The sequence below is a fragment of the Pseudoalteromonas sp. S3431 genome (assembly GCF_000690035.1).
GTDB lineage: Bacteria > Pseudomonadota > Gammaproteobacteria > Enterobacterales > Alteromonadaceae > Pseudoalteromonas > Pseudoalteromonas fuliginea.
Window position 1 is genome coordinate 1 of sequence record NZ_JJNY01000049.1, and the last position, 14,025, is coordinate 14,025.

General features: G+C 39.5%; 17 protein-coding genes. 2 read left to right on the top strand and 15 right to left on the bottom strand.

Translation table 11 applies throughout. The features are described 5' to 3' along the window. Nucleotides 1-23 precede the first annotated feature (23 nt). Genes DO88_RS06795 through ccmA form a run of 10 tightly spaced genes read right to left on the bottom strand, consistent with a single transcriptional unit; the run spans nucleotide 24 to nucleotide 7,741 of the window. Nucleotides 24-755: an MlaA family lipoprotein gene (locus DO88_RS06795; protein ID WP_007377921.1), complete on the bottom strand. Its 732-nt coding sequence runs from the start codon at nucleotides 753-755 to the stop codon at nucleotides 24-26. 9 nt (nucleotides 756-764) lie between these two features. After that, nucleotides 765-2,018 (bottom strand): c-type cytochrome biogenesis protein CcmI, encoded by a 1,254-nt coding sequence (gene ccmI / locus DO88_RS06790; protein ID WP_033039926.1) that lies wholly within the window; start codon nucleotides 2,016-2,018, stop codon nucleotides 765-767. Continuing rightward, a complete protein-coding gene (locus tag DO88_RS06785) occupies nucleotides 2,019-2,480 on the bottom strand; it encodes a cytochrome c-type biogenesis protein (protein WP_007377923.1) in 462 nt (153 codons plus the stop codon). Beyond that, the gene (locus DO88_RS06780; RefSeq protein WP_007377924.1) at nucleotides 2,480-3,049 is read right to left on the bottom strand and encodes a redoxin family protein; all 570 of its coding nucleotides are present in this window, start codon (nucleotides 3,047-3,049) and stop codon (nucleotides 2,480-2,482) included. Before DO88_RS06780 ends, DO88_RS06785 begins: the two co-directional genes overlap by 1 nt. After that, nucleotides 3,046-5,016 (bottom strand): heme lyase CcmF/NrfE family subunit, encoded by a 1,971-nt coding sequence (locus DO88_RS06775; RefSeq protein WP_033039929.1) that lies wholly within the window; start codon nucleotides 5,014-5,016, stop codon nucleotides 3,046-3,048. Before DO88_RS06775 ends, DO88_RS06780 begins: the two co-directional genes overlap by 4 nt. A gap of 2 nt (nucleotides 5,017-5,018) precedes the next feature. Next, entirely contained in the window at nucleotides 5,019-5,498 is a 480-nt protein-coding gene (gene ccmE, locus DO88_RS06770; protein ID WP_007585848.1) for a cytochrome c maturation protein CcmE, read from the bottom strand. Next, the gene (gene ccmD, locus DO88_RS06765; RefSeq protein ID WP_007377927.1) at nucleotides 5,495-5,698 is read right to left on the bottom strand and encodes a heme exporter protein CcmD; all 204 of its coding nucleotides are present in this window, start codon (nucleotides 5,696-5,698) and stop codon (nucleotides 5,495-5,497) included. Before ccmD ends, ccmE begins: the two co-directional genes overlap by 4 nt. Nucleotides 5,699-5,700: 2 nt before the next feature. Continuing rightward, nucleotides 5,701-6,438: a heme ABC transporter permease gene (locus tag DO88_RS06760; RefSeq protein ID WP_033039932.1), complete on the bottom strand. Its 738-nt coding sequence runs from the start codon at nucleotides 6,436-6,438 to the stop codon at nucleotides 5,701-5,703. Beyond that, on the bottom strand, nucleotides 6,438-7,124 hold the full coding sequence (gene ccmB, locus DO88_RS06755; protein ID WP_007377929.1) for a heme exporter protein CcmB: 687 nt from the start codon (nucleotides 7,122-7,124) through the stop codon (nucleotides 6,438-6,440). The genes DO88_RS06760 and ccmB overlap by 1 nt, the downstream gene beginning before the upstream one ends. Beyond that, on the bottom strand, nucleotides 7,124-7,741 hold the full coding sequence (ccmA, locus tag DO88_RS06750) for a cytochrome c biogenesis heme-transporting ATPase CcmA (protein ID WP_108912434.1): 618 nt from the start codon (nucleotides 7,739-7,741) through the stop codon (nucleotides 7,124-7,126). The genes ccmB and ccmA overlap by 1 nt, the downstream gene beginning before the upstream one ends. A 113-nt stretch (nucleotides 7,742-7,854) precedes the next feature. Between ccmA and fliK the strand changes: the two genes are divergently transcribed. After that, the gene (fliK, locus tag DO88_RS06745) at nucleotides 7,855-10,215 is read left to right on the top strand and encodes a flagellar hook-length control protein FliK (RefSeq protein ID WP_033039935.1); all 2,361 of its coding nucleotides are present in this window, start codon (nucleotides 7,855-7,857) and stop codon (nucleotides 10,213-10,215) included. A 2-nt stretch (nucleotides 10,216-10,217) separates the two neighbouring features. Continuing rightward, nucleotides 10,218-10,526 (top strand): EscU/YscU/HrcU family type III secretion system export apparatus switch protein, encoded by a 309-nt coding sequence (locus DO88_RS06740; protein ID WP_007377933.1) that lies wholly within the window; start codon nucleotides 10,218-10,220, stop codon nucleotides 10,524-10,526. Nucleotides 10,527-10,557: 31 nt separating this feature from the next. Here DO88_RS06740 and DO88_RS06735 read toward each other — a convergent pair whose 3' ends face one another. Genes DO88_RS06735 through DO88_RS06715 form a run of 5 tightly spaced genes read right to left on the bottom strand, consistent with a single transcriptional unit; the run spans nucleotide 10,558 to nucleotide 14,021 of the window. Continuing rightward, nucleotides 10,558-10,959, bottom strand: a complete 402-nt coding sequence (locus DO88_RS06735; protein ID WP_007377934.1) for a DUF2802 domain-containing protein — start codon at nucleotides 10,957-10,959, stop codon at nucleotides 10,558-10,560. Nucleotides 10,960-10,976: 17 nt separating this feature from the next. Further along, complete coding sequence (locus DO88_RS06730; protein ID WP_007377935.1) at nucleotides 10,977-11,471, bottom strand: chemotaxis protein CheW; 495 nt, start codon at nucleotides 11,469-11,471, stop codon at nucleotides 10,977-10,979. Nucleotides 11,472-11,495: 24 nt separating this feature from the next. Next, nucleotides 11,496-12,278, bottom strand: coding sequence for a chemotaxis protein CheW (locus tag DO88_RS06725; RefSeq protein WP_007377936.1), 783 nt, complete (start codon nucleotides 12,276-12,278; stop codon nucleotides 11,496-11,498). 3 nt (nucleotides 12,279-12,281) lie between these two features. Then, complete coding sequence (locus tag DO88_RS06720; RefSeq protein ID WP_007377937.1) at nucleotides 12,282-13,052, bottom strand: ParA family protein; 771 nt, start codon at nucleotides 13,050-13,052, stop codon at nucleotides 12,282-12,284. An 18-nt stretch (nucleotides 13,053-13,070) separates the two neighbouring features. Then, the gene (locus DO88_RS06715) at nucleotides 13,071-14,021 is read right to left on the bottom strand and encodes a flagellar motor protein MotB (RefSeq protein ID WP_033031464.1); all 951 of its coding nucleotides are present in this window, start codon (nucleotides 14,019-14,021) and stop codon (nucleotides 13,071-13,073) included. Nucleotides 14,022-14,025 lie beyond the last annotated feature (4 nt).

Sequence of the window (14,025 nt, forward strand, 5' to 3'; positions counted from 1 at the left end):
CGTTTTTGTTTGCTGGTGTTGGGTTATAAGCTTTCTAAAAAGTCTTCATCAAAATCAGCGGGCTCTTCTTTGATTGGCGGATTACCATCGTATAGTTCATAAATTTGACGCTGGAAATAAATATCTTTCACAAACAAGTATGGATCAAGTGAATCATTTAATAGCCCCTCTTGAGGGATTAATGAGGCGCGCGCTTCCACTGCCTTTAAAACAAACACTAGAATAGTTTGTGGAGTCGTTAATGCTACCTCAGGTAGTACAAAGTTATCGACGACATCACCCGTTAAGTTACGCACTGTTTTTGGCCCCATAGCAGGCAGCATTAAATAAGCGCCATCGCCCACCCCCCACACACCCAAGGTCTGTCCAAAGTCTTCATCTACAACTTCAAGGCCTAATGAGCTGGCAACATCAAACAAACCAAATATGCCAACAGTAGAATTAACTAAAAAACGCGCAAGGCTAACACTTGCATTACCCGGCTTACCTTGCAGGCCGGCATTTATCATATCTACAGGAGCCGTTATATTGTCGGTAAAATGGACAACGCTCTGGCGTACAGGTACAGGTGTAACTGTCATGTAACCAACTGCTGCGGGGCGCAACAAGTATGCATCGAGTACATCCATATTAAAGTCATATAATGGACGATTAATACTTTGCAGAGGATCTCTCTCATCTACTTTACTTTGTGGTACTTGAGCACAACCGGCCAGTACCAATAAACATAAAAAAGTAAAACTATGCTTTAACATCTAACGTCCTTAAGGTATTAATGTATCAATTTGAAGTTGGTAGTCACTTACACTTTCACGCTTTAACGACTGTGAATGACCTTCTAGCTCACCAGAACTTGGCATAACCGAGTCATCTATAGAAATACGCGCCGAAATAATAATATTTTCGGCACTCGATAAGTTAAGCCCTGCAACCATTGCACTACTATCACTCAACTCGACTGTAATTGGAAATGAATATTTAGCGAGTTTAACAGCAGCTAATGGCATAGGTGAGCCAGTTGCAGCTTTTGCAAATATAAATAAAATACCGTTTTTTGGTTGTTTATCAATAAGCTCTTTTGCAATGTCGACAGTAACTGCAATAGCACCCGTTGTAGTAGTAACTGGCATAACTGAGCCTTCCGTTTGCATTTGCTGCTCAATATCAGCAATACGCTCAGAGATCATGCTATAACGAGAATCATTTTTTCCCATACTTGCCAATAAAACTTCAAATGCAGTTTTAGCTTGCGGCCAATCTTTACGCTCATACGCTATAAGCGCGAGTAACGAAATAGCATCTAAATTGGTAGGCTCAACTTTTAGTACTTTTGAGAGCATACCTGCCGCACGGGTCATATTAGCTTCGCTGCCTTCTAGTAATAAAACTTGGCTATAACTAATAAGTACCTGCATATTATCAGGATTCATACGTAGTGCTTTATCAAATGACTGCTGCGCCATGTCAAATTCATTAAGCGACATAGCAACTCGTCCAAGTAGCATCCAAGCGACTTCATCATCGCCCGAACGGCTAAGCTTAGTACGAAGCGCCAATGCAAAAGCCTGCAACTCATTTTGACTAAGCGGCTCACCTTTTTGCATTACAGCACGCTCACCGTAATCCGCTAAATTATCCATTGCATCATGCCAAGCCGAAATTTGCTGCTGACTACCTGTAAAGCTATAAAAAATCCCCGTTAGCGCAAGAACAAATGCACCGCCTGTTAAAGCAAAAATACGATTATTACCTTTGCTATTAAGTGACTTTTCTGGCGATAATTCGTTCAATAAACGGCGTTTTAATTCAACAATTGATTCTGCGTGATTGACGCTATCAATGCGTTGATTATCTAAATCGGTTTGTAAATCAACTAAACGCTGCTCATAAATACTAATTAGCTCCGCATTGGCATTATGAGTAATTATTTTAACGTGCTCTTTTTTTAAAAAAGGCAACATCACAAACGCAAGAGCAACCAGTGTGAGTAAAGCAAAACACGCCCACATTAAAATCATTTAACTTTGCTCCTGACGTTTATTTTGTTCAATTAGCTTAGCTAGCAGCATTTCGTCGTCACTGCTCCAGGTTTGTTTTACTGATGCTTTTCGCTGGCGAATAACAATAAAACCAAAGCCGACTATGACAATTAATACAGGTAATACCCAAAGTACTAAAGTCGCGGGTGTAACTGGTGGGTCGTAATGAACAAAATAGCCAAAGCGGTCAATCATGTAATCAATCACTTCGTCTTTGCTCTTACCTTCTTTAACCAATACGAGTACTTTATCGCGTAAGTCTTTAGCAACAACAGCGTCGGAGTCCGCAATATTTTGATTTTGACACTTAGGACAACGCAGCTCTTTAGTTAGCTCTTCAAACAATATTGCTTGTTTGTTGTTATCAAATTGATAGCGGTCTTGCTCAGCAAACGCACTGATGCTTACAAAAATGCTAAGCGTAAGTAGTAACCATTTCATTATTTAAGCTCCTGCATAATCGGCGCAAATTTAGCTCGCCATACTCGCGGGTTTATATCGCCCGTGTGATGCAACAAAATAGTGCCGTTTTTATCGACTAAAAATGTTTCAGGCGCACCCGACACGCCTAAATCCAACGACAAAGTACGATGTAAATCCAAGATATTAAATTGATATGGGTCACCCGCACGTTGCAGCATATCGCTCACTTCTGTGCGAAGTGATTGCATATCAAAAGGGCCATCAAAATCAGCATCGTAACCTTGTACGTAATAAAGCCCAATAATTTTAACACCTTGCTCACGTAACTTAGTTAAATAGCCAAGCTCAACTAAACATGTAGGACACCAAGTGCCCCATACATTTAGTAAGTAAACCTCGCCTTTTAAAGACTCGTTAGTCCATGGCTTATTGTCTTGCATTAAATCAGGTAGATTAAATGCTGGCATTTCTTGGCCTAATCGCCCCGTTTGAATTTCACGAGGGTTAGCAAAAAGACCTTGGTATAAAAATACACACACAAAAACAAACACTAAAAGCGGCGCAATAGCTAAAATTTTACGGTTCATAAAACACTCTCCGATGCAGCCCTACGCGCTGTTTTAGCTGATGTGCGGTAGCGTTTATCAAATAAAATCATAAATCCAGCGAGGGAAATAAGCACACCACCAATCCACATCCAACGAACAAACGGTTTGTGATAAATGCGAAGTGACCATGCGCCTTGGCTTAACTGCTCACCTAACGCTAAGTATAAATCACGTGTAAAGCCTGCATCTATTGCCGCCTCGGTCATAAACTGCATACCAATATCATACTTACGTTTTTCGGCGTGTAAGCGTGTTACTAGTTCATTATTTTTAAGCACAGATACAACACCAGCATGACCACTGTAGTTTGGTCCGCGAATAGCTTTAACACCATCAAAGCGGTATTCATATTGATTAAGCTGGACTGTATCGCCTTGTTTCATAGATACATCACGCTCAACTGAATATGCCGACGTAAGCGTTACACCCGCAATAACAAATGCAATACCAATATGCCCAAGCACCATAGCCCAGTAACTTACACCTAAGCGTTTTAAACCTTCTTTTAAGGTGCCATGCACTGCGGCTTTAGTGTAAATATCGATCCCGGTTGATATTGCAATCCAAACCGCAAGCGTAGTAGCTAATAGCGTAAGTGGTTTTACTAAGTCGTAACTTGAAAACAACCAAGCGCAGGTAATTACAACACTGGCTAATACGCCAATTAATATTTTGTTTTGTAAGAAAGCCCATTTATTTTGCTTCCAGCGTAAAAATGGTCCTATACCCATCAAAATAGCAAACGGCACTAAAATTATTGCAAACATTTTATTAAAAAACGGTTCGCCAATAGAAATACTGCCTAGGTCCATCTCTTTATGTACCATAGGTAATAGCGTACCAAGCAATACGATCAATGTAGCAACCACTAAAAATATATTATTGAGCCATAACGCCACTTCGCGCGATACCAGCTTGTATCGTCCTTCACTATGAACTTGTGACACACGCAGTGCATATAACGCCAAGCCACCACCTACAACGATGCCTAAGAAGGCAAGTATAAATAAGCCACGATCAGGGTCTGTTGCAAAAGCGTGTACCGATACAATAATACCCGAGCGTACAATAAAGGTTCCCAAAAGGCTTAATGAAAACGCTGCGATAGCTAGTAAAACAGTCCATGATTTAAATACACCGCGTTTTTCAGTTACGCTTAATGAGTGTAGTAATGCGGTTGCCACAAGCCATGGCATTAACGATGCGTTTTCTACTGGGTCCCAAAACCACCAGCCTCCCCAGCCAAGCTCTGAATATGCCCACCAGCTACCAATTGTGATTCCTAGAGTTAAAAAGCCCCATGCAGTCATTGTCCATGGACGTGACCACTTAGCCCATGTGTTATCAAGCTTACCGGTTAATAACGCAGCAATAGCAAAAGAAAAAGCAACCGATAGCCCTACATAACCCATGTACAGTAATGGCGGGTGAATAATCATACCCGGATCTTGAAGTAACGGATTTAAATCACGCCCCTCTACCGGAAAATAAGGAAGTAGGCGCTCAAACGGGCTTGAAAGTAGCAAGGTGTACATCATAAAACCGACACCTAAAAAGCCAAGCACACCCAATACGCGAGCACGTAACACCCAAGGGAGTGATTTAGAGCGTGCAGCAACTACTGCAGTCCAACCCGCTTGCATTACAAGCCACAGTAAAATAGCGCCTTCATGGCCGCCCCATGTAGAGGTGATTTTGTAATACCAAGGCAGCGTGCTACTTGAATGATATGCTACATACGATACGGTAAAATCATCCGTTACACTGGCGTAAATAAGTGCTGCAAAAGAGATTAAAACAAAAGCGAATTGCCCAATTGCTAAAGAGGGAGCTGCACGCATTAATCGAAGATTACCGGTATGCGCGCCCCAAAGAGGAAAAATACACAGTAAAACGCTCAATACCATGGCAAGCGTTAAAGAAAAATAACCAATTTCTGGGATCATAGCTAATTACCACTATCTAAGTTGTATTTTGGTTTTTCGTGCTTAATACCTTTAACTGCCTCTGCAACTTCTGCTGGCATATATTCTTCGTCATGCTTTGCTAGCACTTCAAATGCTTCAATAACGTTAGGTTCGATTAATACGCCCTGCGCTACAATGCCTTGCCCTTCACGAAACAAGTCTGGCAATATACCTTGATAACGCACGGTCACTAATGGACCTGTATCTATTAGCTTAAAGCTTACTTGTAAGCTCTGTTCATTACGCTCAACGGTGCCTGGTACAACCATGCCGCCAATACGTAACTTTTGGCCAATGAAAGGCTTTTCTTTATTAGGCCCTTTGCCATCAATAAGTTCGCTTGGCGTATAAAAAAGATTAATGTTTTCTTGAAGTGCATAAAGCACTAAACCAATTGATCCACCAATACCAAACAGCACGGCAATAATTACCAATAGGCGCTTTTTACGTCTTGGATTCATGAAACTTGTTCCTGTTTAGCTTTTTTAATTCGCGCTTCGCGTATTATTTGCTGTTCTACTGAAGCCATAATGCGTTTGGTATCTCTTAAAGAGCTCACTAAAATACCGAGTAAAATAAGTGCGCATGTACCAAAAGAAAGCCATATATAAAACCCATAGCCCCCCATTGCAATAAAATCAGAAAAAGAGTCAAACTGCATAATTACCCCTTATTTAACAACGAGCGTACCCACGGTCGGTGCTTTTCGCGTTGTAAAATTTCATTTTTAAGACGAATTAAAGTCACTGTTCCTACAAAAGCAGCAAAGGCTAAAATATTAACCATAAGTGGCCAAAACATACTTGGGTCTATTGCTTTTGTGTCTAATTTTGTAATGCTTGCGCCTTGGTGTAGCGTATTCCACCACTCAACTGAGTAATGAATAATAGGTAAGTTGATTACGCCCACAATCGCAAAAATAGAAGCCGCACGCCCTGCTGACTTCTTATCTTCAAATGCATGGTAAAGCGAAAGCACGCCAAGATATAAAAATAATAAAATAAGTTCAGACGTTAAACGCGCATCCCATACCCACCAAGCACCCCACATAGGCTTACCCCATGCAGCGCCAGTAATAAGCGCTATAGCTGTAATACAAGCACCAACAGGCGCTATAGCAATAACGGCAAGTTCGGCATTTCGTAGTTGCCATACAAGTGCAACAACAGCCGCAATAGCCATTGATGAGTAAGCGCCCATAGATAAAATGGCGGAAGGAACATGAATAAAAATGATACGGTAGCTGTCTTTTTGCTGGTAATCGGCAGGTGCAAAACCAAGCCCCCATACCCAACCAACAATCATACTAACTACAGTAACTACGGCAAAATAAGGCAGTAACGTATTGCATAATTGATATGCACGCTCCGCTTTAGCATAGGGATGTAACCACTTCCACATTAACTTACACTCACTTTTAAAGCTGACGATATGGCAATTGGTGCGCTAATAATAGCAATAAGTAACATTGCACCAAGGATAGCAAGCTGTCCACTATAATCCAGTGACATGGTACTGGTATCGATAGCCGACGTTGCAAAAATTAAAACTGGAATATACAAAGGCAGTACGAGTAAACTCATCAAAATCCCCCCTTTTTGTAATCCCACAGTAAGCCCAGCGCCAATTGCGCCGATAAAGCTCAATAGCGGTGTGCCTAATAATAATGTTAAAACGGTCGCTGTTAGCGCCGAACTTTCTAGATTCAATAACAATGCAAACAACGGTGTCATTAATACAAGCGGTAAACCTGTTACCACCCAGTGAGCAGCCACTTTAGCAAGCACCGTTAGCGATAACGGATAAGATGATGCAATTAATTGCTCCAATGAGCCATCGTTAAAATCATCTCTAAACAACTTATCCAAGCCCAACATAGTAGAAAGTAACGCGGCGACCCAAATAATTCCCGGTGCCATTCTCGCAAGTAGACCGGGCTCAGGCCCTATTGCTAACGGAAACAATGAGATTACAATTAAGAAAAATAAAATAGGATTTACAATTTCGGCGCGCTGGCGAAACGCAAGTTTTACATCTTTGGTAAATACCGCACTAAATAGCAACCAATAAGAGTGTTGACGAGTCATTAGTGGCGATACTCCAGTGTAACCGTTTGTAAGTTACTAAAGTGGGTCGTTAAGTCTTGGTGGGTTGTTAATAAGATAGCACCACCGCTTTGTAAGTGCTCAGTAAATCGTTGTTGTAAAAAGGCGACACCACTTTTATCAAGCGCAGTAAATGGCTCATCAAGCACCCATAGTTTAGCATCACTTAACCATAGTCTTACTAAAGCAACACGTCGCTGCTGCCCTGCAGATAACATCCTAACAGGCACATCTTCAAGTCCAACAAGGCCTAGTTTCGCTAAAATAGGGTATAGTTCAGGCTCGCTATAGCCATTAATTTGCAACCAATGGCTAACATTTTCCACTGCACTAAGCTGAGTGTTTACGCCCGTTTTATGACCTATAAACAATAGCTCTCTGGCATACTCTTCATAGTACTTAGATATCGGCAATTCTTGGTATAATATAGCCCCTTCATCAGGCGCAGAAAAGCCTGCGACAATACGCAATAACGATGTTTTTCCAGCCCCGTTAGGGCCTGCTAATTGCATGATTTGACCGTTATTAAGGCTAAAATTAAGATCCGCAAACAAACAACGATCTTGCTTGATGCAGGTGACGGACTTAATGTGTAACAAGATGACGATTCTCTCTGCCAAAAATTAGGCGTTAGTCTACCATAATGATAGGGTAATACGAATATTGCTTTAAAATCGATTCACTTAAAATAGAGAAAACTTGATTTAAAATAATGAATACGCCAACGCAAATCACATTATCTAATTCATTGGTTATCAATCAATCGAGCAATGCTCAAACGAATGAATTATCGCAATTACCTGATGAGGTGCTTGCCGCTAAAAATATACAATTTTCGAAAGATTCGATTACGCTTGATGTATTTATTGATAAGCATTGGCAAACATTAAGGCTTGGCACTACAAGCGCACCTCAAAACTTACAAAAAATAGCCAGTGCTAACATACAGCTCAGCCCTGATGGCAAAAAGCTCAACATTATACCAAACAGTACAACCCTCACCTTAAGTCAACCAACTCAGTTACAGCGTTTATTAAATTATGTAAGCACAGGCACTGAGGTAGAAAGTAAGCCAATGGATGTCCAGGTTGTTTTATCGCCTACTCCCAAATTAGTCATTGATAAACTCAACGCCAGTATTGCAATAAATAAAGACGTAGCGCAGCTACTTATAACCGAGCAACCTTTAAAAGTAATTGTAAGCACTAACAATAAAGGCGCACAGCTAAATATTATTAACAGCTTTGCTGATACAGTTCATTCGCAACCACTGAGTCAAACAAGACTGACTAAATTACTCGCAGCGCTGCTACCTAATGCACAACTGCAAGCAACACCAAAACTGGCCATTTTAACTCATCCACAAAAGTCGGGGTCGTTTACAACGCCTATAAATAATAAACAAGTTAGTGAACTACCCAGCACGACTATTAAGGTAAACTTAGTAAACCAGGCTGATAAATTGTTTATTAAAACCGATACTAGCAACATAAAAGTGATGCTTAATAACTCCTTCTCGAAACCATTTAACGAGTTGCTTTTAGCTCAAAAAAATAATGCACCTGAAGTAGCCGTTTCTGCGAGTAATATTAAAGTAAATCCATTACTTACTACTGATAGCCCAATAAAATCGTGGCTACAAAATAGCTTGAGTGACTTAAGAACACGAATTAATGATGCGGTAAAATATTTTGAAAGTAAGCCTTTTACGACACAAAATAAGTCAGAGTTTACAGCTGCCAATTCATCCGCCGCCTTACAAAAAAACACCAAAGTTGTACCACTAGACAGAGTCAACATTACCCAAAGTGCAAGTGTTCAGATATCAAAAAATACAAGTAACATTTTGACCGAGAACTTTTCTAGACTCCCGCCGCTTGTGCAACTAACTCAGCTTATGAAAGGAAGTGTTAGTGTTTGGCAATCACCTTCAAACATAACAACCAACACGCCAACAACAAATAACATTACTCAAAATACAGTAGCTTGCTCTACACCAAGTGATTTAAAAGCAAATCAATTAAACATCCTAAATGCGAGTACTAACAGTAAAACTGACACGTTAATTAAGACTACAAATGAAACAGTTACTAAAAATATTATCTCATTAGCAGAGCCGTTATCTAATACAGGCTCTCGTAGTCAAATGCTTCAACCAATTGAAGCAAAGCTATTAACTATATTATTAAAGCTTCCTGACACCACCGCCCCTACAGATAAAATGGCTAGCAATAAACAACTTTTAAGTAATCAGATCACTGATATTACAAATAAAGTAACAAAAGAAACACCCGATTTAACTCGGTTAATCAACCAAGCATTTAATCGTATGGTCTCAAGCAATAACACACACCCTGCGACCATACAGCGTGAAATACTTGCTACTTTACAACCGTCTCATCTAACGGGGGACATTTTGCAAAGTAGTTTCACTAAAGGGCTTGAACAAGTAGCTGTGAGTATTTTAGCCGCCCCTATAATTAGCCAGTCAGTAACACCTATCAGTTTTAATAATCAAACTGGCTTAGATGCACTTTTGCAAGTACTTATACCTACTTTTAAAACAGGTAACACTGGAGCAAAAATGCTTGAGCAACTCCAACAGGCTCAAGTTCAAGCTTTGGCTAGCGAAATTGTACAAGTTAAAAATACACTTACCCAAGTAAGTGTCTCAACACCAAATCAACAGCCAGACACAAACCCGCTTGCACAATTTTTATTACCCATGAGATTACCTCCAGAAGCAGCACAAACAGAAATAACACTGGGGCAATATAAAAAGCCAAACGCAGATAAATTAGGAGATAAAAATGTATGGTTTGTAAGGCTAAACTTTGATTATGCCCAACTTGGGCAGCTACAAATTACTGCTGAGTTAATGGATAAAGCACTTGATTGCCAGCTATTAGCCTCAAGCCAAGAAGTAAGCGCAATTGCTCACCCTCACCTAGATAATTTAAGATCAAAACTAGCTAAACATGGTTTGCAAGTTGGTGAACTTAATTTAAAACGAGGAGATGCTAACAATCAGGCATTTTATAAATCTCATGCAATTATTAATATTAAGGTTTAGCTATGAGTGATACACCTATTAATAAATCAGCCATTGGACTTTTATACGAAGCTGGCAACACCCCCACTGTAAGTGTGAAGGGGTTTGGTGAGTTAGCTGATGAAATAATAGCAGCGGCTAAACTAAAAGGAATTATGATCCACGAAGATGCTGCCCTTGCTAAAACGTTGTCGCATTTAGAGTTAGGAGAAGAGATCCCAAAAGAACTTTATTATGTAATTGCAGAACTCATTGCATTTTCGTATGTATTAAGGGGTCAATTCCCGCCAGGTTGGCAAGACTTTCAAGGTAAGTTGAATATTAAAGCATGAGATTATTTATACGCTGATAACTAAAAAGGCGCTAAGCGCCTTTTTGTTTATGCAATGAAAAGAGTAATTCAGCCTCAGCGCGAGGTAATTCACACTCGCGTATTACCTCCTCTAAATCAGCCCCTAACTCAACCATTTTAACAGCACGCGAATAAATTTTGGCATCTGGATCATCATACTTTTGAGCCGCTTGTTGTTGAACTAATTCTTGATGCTGCTGTTCAACATCAAGTACACGCTTACCTATACTCAACAAGCCTGTTCGTAATTCAGAAACCTCACTTCGCAAAATATGAGTTTGTTCGGAGGTATCTTTAAGCTGCTGCATGACAAAATTCAGCTCACTCGTTTGTTTATTTTTCAATGCAAAAACTAACGCTAACGATATTAGACCTATCGCCAGCGCAGCTATTGCAATACTAAGTAACAGCATATTTTTATTGGTAAAGCTTATAAATCGCTTAACTCATCCCATTCATCATCACTGAGTAACTTGTTTAAATCGACTAAAATAAGTAACTCATTATCACGATTACAAACACCTTGGATAAATTTAGCACTCTCTTCAGTACCGACATTAGGTGCACTGTCAATTTCTGAACTGCGTAAATATACAACTTCAGAAACACTATCGGCTAAAATACCAATAACTTGCTCTTCAGCTTCTATTATTAAAATACGAGAGTTATCGGTTGCATCAGCGGCGTCTAAACCAAAACGAGCACGCGTATCAATAACTGTTACTACGTTACCCCGTAAATTAATAATACCAATTACATAAGAAGGAGCACCTGGTACTGGAGCTATTTCAGTGTAACGTAATATCTCTTGGACTTGCATTACGTTTACGCCATAAGTTTCTTCTTCTAACTTAAAGGTAACCCACTGTAATATTTCGTCATTGTCTGCATTTTTATTTGCTGACAGTAATTTATCTTGATTCATGCTGTTACTCCGTAATGGTCATTATTACTGACGACTATCTAAGCCTTTCTCTAATAGCGCATTTAAATTATCTACATCAATTAAAGCACACATTTTCTTTTTAATAACTCCAGCAAGCCATGGGCGCTTACTTTGATCTGTACGCCATTTTACATCTTCTTTACTCAATGTAATGTTATTTATTAACTTTTCAGCTAATAACCCCCATTGGCTGTCACCTAACGTTATTAAATATTGATAGTTAAGTGACGCTTCTAGTTTTTCGTCATACTTCTCAGGCATCACCCAATGCGCTGTATCAACAACATTAAGTTTTTCATCTCTATTAAGCATAACGCCTTTGAACCATTTTGGCTTACCAAATAAGTGATTTACTTCACCTAACTGATGAATCCCACCTAACGCTTTTAATGGTACAGCCAAAGTCAAACCCGCAACTTCAAAAAATAATGCTTGAAACTCACCGTCAAAATAATCTTCTTGGCTTTTTGTTACTGCTCTTTGTTCCGGCTCTACTGATAAATGTGAGCTTGTCTCTACAACTAAATCAGCTTTAACTGGCTCTGGCTCATTAGTAATATCTAATGGTTTTAGCTCTTCTGTTTGCAGATCTTGAGCAAATATTTTTTCCGCTGCTTTTAATTGTTCATTAGGCTTTAAATGTACTTGCCCTTTTTGCTGTTCACTCGGTATTTGTTCAAGCAGTTTTGCCACAGGTTCAAGGTTATCTGTAGGCTCGTCATCACGTAATAACGCACCTAAATATTGAGTCATTACTTTTTCATTAGCAAATAATTGCTTACTCATTCATTAACCTTGCTCTATTAAATAGTCTAATAATGCTTTATATGCAAAAACACCACGGGAACGAGGACAAAACTCTATTGGCACTTTTTGTGCCAAACTCGCATCTCTAAATTTTGTATCAACAGGAATAACACCTGGCCACACTTTATCTTTATAGGTTTCTTGTAAAGTTTTATATGCTTCCAACGATGCTTTAGTGCGTTTATCATACATAGTAGGAATTATAGTATATTGATAACTTTTCGCTTGAGAGCTTTGCATTAATTCCATAGTCCGCATCATCCTATCAAGCCCTTTCAGGGCCAAAAATTCGGTTTGTACGGGAACTAAAATACGCTCACTCGCAGCTAATGCATTAACCATTAAAACCCCCAAAACCGGCGGGCAATCAAGTATTGCATAGTCATAATATTCACTAATTTTAGCAAGCGTTTTCTTTAGTATTAAACCCATGCCTGTTTTATTACCCATACTTCTATCAAGTGTAGCTATTGCCATAGTAGCGGGTAAAATATCAAGATTCTCAAGAGTTGACGGGCAAAGTGCTTGCAATATTTCTTCACTTTGCATACTTGTTCCGCGAGCAAAAATATCGTACACGCTGACTTCTAAATCTTCAGAGTCGATACCAAAATAATAAGTTAGTGATGCATGGGGATCTGTATCAATAAGCAATACACGTTTGCCCTGTAACGCTAAAATACCGGCTAGGCTAACTGCCGTTGTTGTTTTACCGACCCCGCCTTTTTGATTCGCAACAGTCCAAATCTTCACATTACATCCTAATTGCTATTAATTTCGCGTCGTTATTCGGATCCCACCATGAGGTAAACGAATTATTTTTATTGTATTATCGTCTGATGGTAGTTCCACTTCAGGCTCTGTCTGTACTGCTATATTTTTTTGCTCTAACGATGGACTATCTTTAGGTGGTAAACCATACTTAGAAAGAGCGATTACAACCTTACGGTTTTCAGCTCGACCTTTCTCTGTGTTATTATCAGCAAAAGGAGAATACTGGCCATAACCTTCTATTGCCATTCGTGCAGAATTAATACCCAACGCTTCAAGCTCGACTAAAATTGAGGTGGATCTTGCAACTGAAAGCTCCCAGTTTGAACGAAATATTTCGTTACTAATAACCTCATTATCTGTATAACCGCGCACTCTAATGTAGTTATCGACTGGATCAATAATATCTTTGACAATTTTTACGACTTGCTTAGCACGCGAATGAGCAACTGAACTACCACTAGAAAATAACATTCCTGAACTCAACTCTATAATGAGCCAATCTTGATTCAATTCAAGACTCGCTTCTCCATCACGAATTTCATCAATGAGTGCTGATTGAAGTTTAGTTAACAAGCTATCTAATGGTTTTCCTAAATATTTTTGTTTAATGTTACTTGTGTCACTTTGACCATCTAATAACTCAGGGCCTTGTTCCTTTTTTTGAATACTTTCGCCATACAACACCTCTTGTTCCGGCGTTACTCTGTCGGTTAAGATCCCACTCCCATTAACACCGTCACCAACTTGTGAATGTTGGCGCGCAGATTTATCAAAAACATGCTCGAGCGAATCCGATAATATTTGAAATTTTTCTTCCTTATCTATAGCAATAGCGTACATAACCACAAAAAAAGCAAACATTATCGTCATATAATCTGCATAAGAAACAAGCCAACGCTCAGTATGCTGACTTTTAGAGGAAGTGTGACGTAAACGTCGACGTAGCATAATC